This is a genomic window from Blautia sp. HCN-1074 (genome assembly GCF_037890165.1).
Classification (GTDB): Bacteria; Bacillota; Clostridia; order Lachnospirales; family Lachnospiraceae; genus Blautia_A.
Map to the genome: position 1 here is coordinate 362710 of NZ_JBBKBP010000002.1, position 11144 is coordinate 373853.

Here is an 11144-nt window from a genome sequence, read left to right on the forward strand (position 1 = left end):
CCAAAAAATCCTTTAAATACAATAAAAATATGGTATACTCTATATCGTGTTAGAATCAACTAACATATAGATAAGAAATGGAAGGAATAATTATGCCATTAAACTTAGCAGATTTTAATAAGAAATACCGGATAAGCAAAGTCTGCGGGCAGGAAAAGCAGCGCCATTATCTGGAATCCCTGGGATTTATATGTGGAAGTGAAGTCGAGCTTCTGTCTGAAATTCATGGCTATTACATTGTCATGGTTAAGGGAAGCAAAATCGGGATTGAAAAGAGTATGGCAAAGCGAATCATCCTGCACGCCGCTTAAACCAAAAGAAGCTAAAAAAAATGCTGGTATCAGCAATTTACAAAAATATTAAAAGAAGGATAAAGGCAGGTTTTTAACTACAATATGGAAAAGAACAAGATTATATTACGTCTTTGTTATACAGAATTTATAATATTTGCAGGTGTTCTTGCAACTATGATTTTCCATTTCAGAAAAGGATTTGGAAAGTCTTTTTTTACGCTTATGATCATAGCGATGCTAGCTGGATGCGGAGTCTCCCTTGCGCTGAAAGACTATCTGAAAAGCATAATTCAAAGCTCCGGTTTTGATGTTGCCGGAGTACATAATAAAAAAGCTCTGGAAAAAAGGCTGCAGCAGCTTCAGGAAGCAGATGATACCTTAAACACAGGCATTATGATGTTTGACCTGAATAATTTAAAAATGATTAATGATACATACGGGCATGAAGAAGGAGATGTGTTTATCCAGACATTCGCGTCTTTTCTCACCAGAATTCTTACAAAAGACAGCTATCTCGCCAGATTCGGCGGAGATGAATTTATGATTATCCAGAAAAACACAACCTGGTCACAGCTTGAGCAGATGAATATCCGTCTCCAGACAATGATTGATGAATACAATCAGACAGCAGACCACCCATTAAGCTATGCAGTAGGATATGATCTCAGCTGCAAAAATCACTATTATCTGATTATGGATCTGCTTAAAACTGCTGATCAGAAAATGTAGCAGGATAAAAAATATAAAAAACAACAGCTGGCAAGTAAACAACAATATATTATCCAAAATGGGCTTGCACAAAGCATTTCATCTGATTCTCTGAAAGAGAAAATGTTTACGATTCTCACAAACGCTAATGGTACAAAACAATATGCCTTTCTCATGACAGATATCAGCAACTTCCATCTGATCAATGACTACTGGGGATATGAAACAGGAACCAAAATCCTGAATTTTGTGCTCAAAAGAATGGAACTTTTTCAGGAATCCTTATTTGTAAACAGATATCACTCCGATATTTTTGTAGCAGTGATCGATACAACCGGATATGACACAAGTGAGATAAAAGAACGCATTGAACGACATAATACTCAGATTACAAAGGAAATTTTGCAGTCGTATCCAATCAATTATTTCCATCTGAATACTGGCATTTACTATCTGAAAGATATCAATATTCCGGCAGAAGAAATCATTTCCCATGCAAACATCGTGCGCTGTATCGCAAAGACAAAATTATCAGGTGTATGTGAATATACTCAGGATATTGCCATGAGAGAACAGCATAAAGCAGATACGATTCACTCGTTCAAACGCGCATTAAGCCAGAAAGAATTTAAAGTTTATTTTCAGCCTAAAATACATGGTAAAGATCAGACACTTGCAGGTGCAGAAGCCCTGGTAAGATGGCAGCGGGATGCCAGGACGATCTGGTATCCGGATGTGTTTCTTCCAATTCTGGAGGAAACAGGAGAAATCCAGGCGTTGGATTACTATGTGTACGAAGAAACTTTTATCTGGATGAACCAACGCCAGAAAGAGGGAAAGAGAATCGTTCCTGTCTCTTTAAATGTATCACCGGTTCATTTCCGGGATATCCAAAGTTTCACTAAAAAAGTAATGAATCTGATAGAGAAGTATGAGATAGAACCTCATAATCTGATATTCGAGATCACAGAAACTACTTTTATTCATAACATTGAAGCCGTAAATGCCATGATCCGTTTCTTTCACGACAAAAATATACGGATATCCATGGATGATTTCGGTTCAGGCTATTCCTCACTGAATACTTTAAAAGATATCCTGTTTGACGAAGTTAAAATAGACAAGCGTTTTCTTTCAGATGATCTGTCCGAAAATGGAAAGATCGTCCTTCAGGAAATTTTTCATCTGTTAAAACGGACCAAGAAATTTATTGTTTGTGAAGGTGTGGAAACAAAAGAAATGGTAGATTTCCTTGTAGAAGAGGGATGTGATGAGCTTCAGGGGTATTACTACTATAAGCCTATGAATCAGGAATCATTTGAACAATTGTTGCAAAAAACATTCTAAAATTAATCTCTGTAATTTACTGATATATAAATAAGGCTCCGGTTACTAATCAGTTCATAAAACATCAGTAACCGGAGCCTTTATTTATATCAGATCAGTAAGTTATCTGCTCAGCATTGTCATAATTATCTTCCTCTGTACCATCCAGACTACCGTCAGTATTATCAGCCGTTGTATCGTCAACCGGATAATCAATCTGGTCTGAAGAGTCATCTCCTGAGTCATCACCAGATGTCTGATCATCATTCCCAGTATCAGAAGATCCGTCCTCATTATCAGTATTATCATATTCCTGATCAGAATTATCCTGTTGATCATCATAAGTATTATCATTATAGGAAGAATCATCATAGCTGCTGCCATCATCTGAATTATCATCATAATTGCTTTCCTGCGTATAAATGGGAAATCCATTCTCCTCAGCCTGTTCTTCTGCCTGCGCCTGAGCCTCTGCTGCTGTTTCCGGTGCTTCTATAAAGTTTGTAACCGCTTTTGATACGGTATTTCCGGTAGGAGCGACAGCAGAAATTGCAAACATCGCACCACAAAGCAGAACGGCAGTTCCGGCAATCTGAATTTCATCTATATGTCTCATAAAAATATATCTCCTTGTAAAAAACTTAATAACATAACATGATTTCTAATCTGATTATATACCTTAAATATATTTTTTTGTAGAGTAAATTTTAACCAATCGAATAATTACAAAAATAAACGTTACTGTTCACTCCGTTCTCAGTAACGTAGCCAAAATTCATTCCAGATTGCCTGCGGCAATGGAATTTTGGCTTGTATGTCTCGGGATTTTGGCATATTTATGCCAAAACACCTCGCGGGATAGTGGTGTGTGAACAGTAACATACAATCATATTGAAAAAAACTGAATATTGAAAAAAGCTGGATTCTATCCTCGAAATCTGCTATTATATAAAAGATATATATATTTTCAAACTATAAACAAAACAGAGGTGGCATTTATGAGCTGGTATAACGAGGCAATATTCTATCACATTTATCCACTGGGCTTAACCGGAGCACCAAAAACTAATAATTACAGTGCGCCAGTCTCCCGTCTGAACACATTACTCCCATGGATCGATCATATCAAAGAAATCGGATGTACTGCATTATACATCGGACCTTTATTTGAGAGCGTCGGTCATGGATATGAAACCACTGATTATAAGAAGCTTGATTCCCGTCTGGGTACTAACGAAGATCTCAAAAATTTCGTAGCAGTCTGTCACGAAAAAGGAATTAAGGTTATCTTTGACGGTGTATTTAATCATACAGGTCGTGACTTCTTTGCATTCAAAGACATTCAGCAGAATCGTGAACATTCCAGATACCTTAACTGGTACTGCAATATAAACTTCGGTGGAAATAATGAATATAATGACGGATTTTCATATGAAAACTGGGGCGGATACAACCTCCTGGTAAAATTAAACCAGAGAAATCCGGAAGTCCAGAATTATATCTGTGACGTAATTCGTTTCTGGGTATCCGAATTTGATGTAGACGGAATCCGTCTGGATGCAGCAGATGTCCTTGATTTTGATTTCATGCGTGCCCTTCGCCGTACAGCAGCAGAAGTAAAAGAAGACTTCTGGCTTATGGGTGAGGTTATCCATGGTGATTACAGCCGCTGGGTAAACGGAGAAACCCTTCATAGCGTAACCAACTATGCACTTCACAAGGCACTCTATAGTGGTCACAATGACCATAACTATTTTGAAATTGCTCATACAGTGAAATATCTTCAGAACATGGGAAATCTGGATCTCTACAACTTTGTGGACAACCATGATGTAGAACGTATCTATACCAAACTGTCAAATAAAGCCCATTTTGCCCCGGTTCATGTATTACTTTATACACTTCCTGGAGTTCCAAGTATTTATTATGGATCTGAATTTGGCATCGAGGGAAAGAAAGAGAAATTCTCCGATGACAGCCTCAGACCTGCACTGAATCTGAAGGACTATGCAGATGCCATAACAACAAATCCAAACACAGCTCTGATCGCGGCACTTGGAAAGGTGAGACAGCATACACCTGCATTAAGTTATGGAAGCTATACAGAACTCCATCTGACAAACCGCCAGTTTGCATTTGCCCGTGATCTTGACGGAGTCCGAGTGATCGTTACTGTAAACAATGATGACAATGCAGCAGGAATGAGCCTTCCGGCTGGAAATTGTGCAGAATATGTCGGAACTCTTACCGGACAGAAAGTATCTGTTGAGGGTGGACGCATCAATGTGACGGTAGCCGCAAACAGCGGTGAAATCTGGGTACCGGCAGATACAATGACAGAAGATACACAGATAAAAGTTGAAAATGCAGCAGAGGTTCAGGCAACATCCGATACTGAGACATCTGCTTCCGCTGAGACATCCGAAACTAAAAAAGCTGAAATTAAAGAAGCAGTAACTAAAGAAACAGCACAGGATCTTGCAGCACAGGAAACTGCCGCAGCGAAAGAGGAATCTGCCTGCGCAAATGAAACATGTGCAAAAGATGCTGACAAAACAGATGAAACTTCGGATACAGCAGCCAAAACAGTAGCCGATTTGAGCAAAGCACCGGAAGATATGACAGTAGCGGAACTGCAGCTTTGCATCCTTGCTAAAATGGCAACGAACGGTCCTGTTACCGACCAGATGAAGAAAACCGTATATGATAATATCTGGCATGACTCTCTGGTAAACTGGTTTAAGAGTTTTCGTTAAGATTTAACCAGTCAACTTACTAAACAAAGGAACTACGCAATGAAAAGAAAAGTAAAGATACAGAGTTTTCCTATGTAAATAAAAAGCTTACTTCTAATAAAACATACTATTACAAAGTGCGGGCATATCGTACTGAAAATGGTAAGAGAGTATACAACAGTTATTCTAAAGTAAAGAGCGTTAAAGTTAAATAATATAAAATCAGATAATAACTAACCAGAAATTATAAAAATATCGGGCAGGATAAGTTCTTTATTACACTCTTATCTGTCCGATATTTTTATTTAAGGATTTGTGGACTTTAAATTTTGCAAGTGCTACAATAAAGAGCGTATAAAATCTACCTGAAAGGATAAACGAAAATGAACGTTCTTAAAATTATTTTACCAGTACTGGTGATGATCGGGCTTGGCATCTCATGTAGAAAATGGAAATTCCTCTCCAAAACAGGAATTAATGACATGAAGTTTCTGGTAACAAATATCATGCTTCCGGTTGCGATTTTTCATGCACTGGCAACTGCTGATTATAATCTTGAAACAGGGAAGCTGGTTCTGATCATGTTTCTGATGCTCCTGATTTCTTTTGGCATCGGATTTCTCCTGAAACCGTTAATGACAGGTGTTTATCAGAAATATCTGCCATTTATGGTCAGCGTATATGAAGGCGGACTGATGGCATATCCTTTATATACAAGCTTATGCGGACAGGAGAATCTTTCTCAGATCGCAGTACTGGATATCGCAGGACTTTTGTTTGGATTCAGCATCTACATGGGAATGTTGGGACAGACAGAAAATGGTGAGAAAATAAATGCAAAGAGCCTTGCGTTGAGTGCCGTTAAAACTCCTGCATTTATTGCAAGTGTGCTGGGAATCATTGCCGGACTTACCGGTATTATCCGGTGTCTGCTGGAGAGTTCCTGGGGAAATGTATATCTGAGTGTGGAGAATATCCTGACGACTTCCGTTACTGCCATCATCCTGATTGTGGTAGGATACAGCTTTGAACTGACTCCTGAATTATTAAGTCCGTGTATCAGAACAATTTTATTACGTACAGCCTTACAGGCAGTAATGATCGCAGGTGTTCTTTTCACCGTACATAGTTTTGTCGAAAACAATAAGCTGCTGGATCTTGCAGTCATCAGTTATATGTCTGCACCTGCTACATTCAGTATGCAGACTTTCCTCAATAAAGAGGAGAGCAGTGCTTACGTTTCTACAACCAACTCCATGTATTGCGTTGTATCCATTCTGGTTTATATGGTTCTGGCATTTACAGTTTCTTAAATGTAATGCGCCCTTGTCGATATCTGGCAGGGGCATATTATATTGTTCGGAAATTTTCTTATTATGCACATGATTTTACTTTTCTCATATTCTATAAAGTGAACAAGCATCTAAGAGGTTCTTATGTGTAATTCAGCAAATAGTAATCCTAATTATCATAATCCGCAGCAGCATGTTCACGAAATTACGGGAAGCACAGCTACCGTAAACGGATGCCGTGAATGCCACAACCACCGTTTTTGTACAGTTTCCGGCGAAGCTATTCGAATGGGAAACTCTCATGTACATGAAGTAAAATTCCGTACTGATTTTTCTGATGGACACTTCCATGAATTTTGCGGAACATCATCCCCTGCGATTGATGTCGGCAATGGAAAGCATGTTCATTTTGCAAAAACATTTACTGATATGCTTGACGGACACCGACATCAGTTTCAGGTGGCATCTTTGATTGACAGTCCGACTGATTTCGAATGTAACTGCCACGATTAAGCCAGTGAGATATGGATAAAATCATTCGCTTTACCTCGCAATGTTGCACCAGATAGCTGTTCTGCAGCTTGACTAAGAGTACAGCTGTTAAGCGTGTTACTGCCTGATTCAGTAACACGCTGCTTTTATTGCCATTGATATCTGGCAGGTTCAGAATACGTACGTTTACCGGGATAAGCTTCATATCAAAAAAATCCTGATTAATCTTCTGGGAAATGCAGTGAAATTAATTTTTTTGCCATTGACTAAATATTTTTTTGATGCTAATATAGGACTATAATTATTGATAAATCAATAACACAAAATCGTACGGGAGGAATCATTCATGAAAACACTTGAAACTAAAAATGCACCAGCAGCAATCGGACCATATTCTCAGGCAAAAATGACAGGAAACTTTGTATTTGCTTCCGGTCAGATTCCGGTAGACCCAACAACAGGTGAAGTTGCAGGAGATACAATTGAAACTCAGGCAGAGCAGTCCTGCAAAAATGTAGGTGCAATTCTTGAAGCAGCCGGACTTGGCTTTGACAATGTCGTTAAAACAACCTGCTTCCTTGCTGAAATGGCAGATTTTGCTGCATTTAACGCAGTCTATGAGAAATACTTCACAAGCAAACCAGCGCGTTCCTGCGTTGCTGTTAAACAGCTTCCAAAGAATGTTCTGTGCGAAGTAGAAGCTATTGCAGTTGTTGAATAATCTGAACAAATAAATAATGTTTTTATCAAATACAAGGAGAATCGTTTCGTATGATTCTCCCTGTATTTGTTTTAGCATCATAGGAGATTACTCCACATAATGTGCCTATGAATTGCCATAAAAAGGAGGTTTATATTGTATGAAAAACAAACTTCAAAAACAACTGATAGTAACCGGATTATTAGTTTCTGCAATGGCGGTATCATTTCCGGCAAATGGAATTACAGAGAACGTATGTGCCGCAGAAAGCACAGATTCTTCCGAAAATAAAGAAGAACTACAGACACTTTTTGATGAATCAGTAGAAGATGCCATGATCATCGATAAGGATGAAATTCTCCCTGTGGTAAGCCTGGATAAAGGAGAACCTTATGCCGTTTATGATGAAAATGGCAGGATACTTCTCTATACTTTTCACAAATATCCGGATAGCTACCCGGATGGCGCTGATGTAAAACTGGAATGGGGAAATGTATGGACATTTACAGGTGGAGAACTTGAAGACTGGTATCAGAAAAATAAAGATGGTGTCACTGACTGGCAGACAAGAATAAAAGAGCTTATCGGTCTGCGCCCTGATAATGAATCAGATCACTTTACTGCTATGTGGGTAAAACCGGAAGATGTATTACGGCCGGCATATGTATCAGAAATCGGAACGGTAGAAATGACAGATTCATTTTCCGATGATGTCAATGAAGAATATAAGGCATGGTTTGACGCAAACATTATTTCCAGCTATTTTGATGGCAAATATCCATGGACACGACTGGGATATACATATGACTGGGCTGATAATGGACAAGAATATGGTTTATCTGAATTTATCATCAAAAAAGATAGTGATGTAACAGTGGCATATACCGTTGATCTTGAAGAAATGATTAAAAAACTGGATGAGAATTCCTGGAACCCGGAAAGTGAAGTCCAGAAATAACAAACAGAAATCCACTACAAATCCTGGTATCCATTTCACTTTGTATTCTTAAGGATTTTAGCATATTCATGTCAAAACACCTTGTGAGATAGCAGATTGCTGAATAGTTACGAATTATCAGTTAATACATTTCATTCCAGATACTTGCAATTCATTCCCTGCATTATAATATTGGGCATTCTTATGATAGGCTGAAAACAGTTAAATTATTATAGAACGCATAATTAACAGTAATATCAAATCAAAAGATAATACTAAGGAGGTCCAATATGAAGAAGAGAATTGCGCTTGCACTATTGGGTGCATTACTGGTAATGGCATCTGTCCCGACAGTTGCATATGCCCAGGAAGAAAGTACTGAAAGTACAGAAAATACTGATACTTTAACACCAGACAAAAAGCCTGCCACAACCATTACAAAACAGATAAACGAAGATGTCTATCAGGTTCTGGATTTTGATGATACACAGGAAGAGGAATTTGCAAAAAAAGGTTTTATAACCGCGCCGGATTCTCTGCAGATTACAGATGATGATGGAAATGTTGTCTGGAACATGGACAATTATGATTTTGTAAGAGATGCTGATTCACCAGACTCCGCAAATCCAAGTCTCTGGAGAAACACTAAGTCAAATGCCAACTATGGACTTTTTCAGGTATCTGATGATATTTATCAGGTGCGTGGATATGATCTTTCCAACATGACATTTGTCCGTACAGATAATGGCTGGATCATCATGGACTGTCTTGCGTCATCTGATACAGCAAAAGCTGCATTAGAATTATTTAAGTCTGAAATGGGAGACATCCATATCGTAGCAGTGATCATCAGTCATGCGCATATTGATCATTATGGCGGTATTCAGGGAGTCCTCACACAGGACGAACTGGCAGATCCTTCTCTTTCTCTGGATGAGCAGATTGCATCTGGAAAAACAGCAATCATCGTTCCTGACGGATTCGAAAATGCAGTTATGTCAGAAAATGTATTTGTAGGAACAGCAATGAAGCGCCGCTCTTTATATCAATACGGTTCTGTAATTCAGCCAGGTGAGCAGGGACGCCTTTCTGTAGGCATCGGCCTTGCCGTCTCACAGGGCGAGGTGGGATATCTTTCTCCGACATTCAATGTCACAGAAGAAGTCTTTGAGACTACGATTGATGGTGTAAAAGTTATCTTCCAGCTTACCCCTGACACTGAGTCACCGGCAGAAATGAACACCTATTTTCCTGATAAAAAAGCTCTCTGGCTGGCAGAAAACTGTACCGCAAGTATGCATAATATCTATACATTACGTGGTGCAGAGGTACGTGACGCCAATAGCTGGGCACGTTATATTACAGAAGCACAGAGTCTGTTCGGAAAAGATGCAGAAGTTGTTTTTCAGTCTCATAACTGGCCACACTGGGGCAACAATGTAATTCAGGAATATATGACAAATACAGCTGCTGTATATAAATTCATGCATGATCAGACCTTACTTTATATCAATCAGGGATATACTTCAACAGAAATCGCAAACATGATCGAACTTCCGGAAGCATTAAATAAAGTATGGTATACCCGTCAGTACTATGGTACTCTGAAACATAATGTAAAAGCTATCTATCAGAAATATATGGGCTGGTATGATGCGAATCCGGTACACTTAGACGAACTTGAGCCAACCGAATATGCGAAGAAACTTGTAGAATATCTTGGTGATGCCGACAAAGTTCTGGAAATGGCAAAATCAGATTACGAAAAAGGTGAGTATCAATGGGTCGCACAGATCACAAATACTCTTGTGTATGCAGATCCGGAAAATGAGCAGGCAAAATATCTCTGTGCAGATGCACTAGAACAGCTTGGCTATCAGGCAGAATCCGGTGCATGGAGAAATGCATATCTGGTAGCAGCATCTGAACTTAGAAACGGTACAGATATGTATCCGCCAAGTGCTGTAACAGGATCAGGAAGTACCGCTCAGCAGATGGATATGCAGACAACTCTTGATTATATGGGAATCATGCTTGACAGTACAAAACTTGCGGATAAATCCTTTACTATAAATCTTCAGGTTACCAATGATCAGAATTATCTCCTGAAAGTACATCATGGTGTACTCCTGTATTACCCGGATGAACAGGATGAAAACGCAGACATTACAATTACTACAAAGAAAGCCGGTATTCTTGCAATCGCAGCCTGCAATGAAGATGGAATCAGCAAACTGATTGAATCTGTAGAAGGAGATCAGGAACTTTACAAGGCATTCTGTGAAAGTATGACACCTCTGAGCTTGTATTTCAACATCATTGAACCATAAATAAAGTCAATTTAATGCCTCTTTTTGTGAATATGTGGGAGAATGATGGATGAAAACAATCATGTTATATGGATATCCCGGAGAATGTGAAGTCTCTGAACAATATCTGAAAGAATATAAAATACAGTGTTTTTCAGAGCAGGAAGAACTGGTACCGGCACTGATGGAAACACGTCCGGCTGCAGTATGGGTGATAATGGAGAAGGCAGCTGGTATGGAAGGTGTGATTGCGGTGAGAAGGATATATCCTGATCTTCCGGTCATATGGTTGTGAATTATATCCTCACATGACTGAAGTCACGTGCTTCCAGACGCTTTAGGCGTCAGACTG

The 11144-nt window shown here is 39.0% G+C and carries 11 protein-coding genes; 10 read left to right on the forward strand and 1 reads right to left on the reverse strand.

Annotated features, from left to right (window positions below; genetic code table 11):
• Positions 1–92 precede the first annotated feature (92 nt).
• From WKT11_RS03825 to WKT11_RS03835, 3 genes are all read left to right on the forward strand, one after another.
• Positions 93–311 (forward strand): FeoA family protein, encoded by a 219-nt coding sequence (locus tag WKT11_RS03825; RefSeq protein ID WP_019161405.1) that lies wholly within the window; start codon positions 93–95, stop codon positions 309–311.
• Between the two features lie 84 nt (positions 312–395).
• Positions 396–1022 carry a GGDEF domain-containing protein gene (locus tag WKT11_RS03830; protein ID WP_340282645.1) on the forward strand — a complete coding sequence of 209 codons (627 nt, stop codon included), beginning with the start codon at positions 396–398 and terminating at the stop codon, positions 1020–1022.
• Between the two features lie 102 nt (positions 1023–1124).
• Positions 1125–2348: an EAL domain-containing protein gene (locus WKT11_RS03835; protein WP_340282646.1), complete on the forward strand. Its 1224-nt coding sequence runs from the start codon at positions 1125–1127 to the stop codon at positions 2346–2348.
• A 94-nt stretch (positions 2349–2442) separates the two neighbouring features.
• On the opposite strand, the gene WKT11_RS03840 is transcribed toward WKT11_RS03835, so the two are convergent.
• Positions 2443–2943 (reverse strand): hypothetical protein, encoded by a 501-nt coding sequence (locus tag WKT11_RS03840; protein WP_117674496.1) that lies wholly within the window; start codon positions 2941–2943, stop codon positions 2443–2445.
• A 382-nt stretch (positions 2944–3325) separates the two neighbouring features.
• On the opposite strand from WKT11_RS03840, the gene WKT11_RS03845 reads away from it, so the two are divergent.
• The 7 genes from WKT11_RS03845 (at position 3326) to WKT11_RS03875 (ending at position 11087) form a co-directional block, all read left to right on the forward strand.
• Positions 3326–5083 (forward strand): alpha-amylase family glycosyl hydrolase, encoded by a 1758-nt coding sequence (locus WKT11_RS03845; protein WP_117674495.1) that lies wholly within the window; start codon positions 3326–3328, stop codon positions 5081–5083.
• Between the two features lie 362 nt (positions 5084–5445).
• The gene (locus WKT11_RS03850; RefSeq protein ID WP_117674494.1) at positions 5446–6375 is read left to right on the forward strand and encodes an AEC family transporter; all 930 of its coding nucleotides are present in this window, start codon (positions 5446–5448) and stop codon (positions 6373–6375) included.
• Between the two features lie 123 nt (positions 6376–6498).
• Positions 6499–6867, forward strand: a complete 369-nt coding sequence (locus WKT11_RS03855) for a YmaF family protein (RefSeq protein ID WP_117674493.1) — start codon at positions 6499–6501, stop codon at positions 6865–6867.
• A gap of 325 nt (positions 6868–7192) precedes the next feature.
• Positions 7193–7567: a RidA family protein gene (locus WKT11_RS03860; RefSeq protein ID WP_117674492.1), complete on the forward strand. Its 375-nt coding sequence runs from the start codon at positions 7193–7195 to the stop codon at positions 7565–7567.
• Positions 7568–7706: 139 nt separating this feature from the next.
• Entirely contained in the window at positions 7707–8504 is a 798-nt protein-coding gene (locus WKT11_RS03865; protein ID WP_340282653.1) for a hypothetical protein, read from the forward strand.
• 269 nt (positions 8505–8773) lie between these two features.
• Complete coding sequence (locus tag WKT11_RS03870; RefSeq protein ID WP_117674490.1) at positions 8774–10813, forward strand: alkyl/aryl-sulfatase; 2040 nt, start codon at positions 8774–8776, stop codon at positions 10811–10813.
• 49 nt (positions 10814–10862) lie between these two features.
• A complete protein-coding gene (locus tag WKT11_RS03875) occupies positions 10863–11087 on the forward strand; it encodes a hypothetical protein (protein WP_117674489.1) in 225 nt (74 codons plus the stop codon).
• Positions 11088–11144 lie beyond the last annotated feature (57 nt).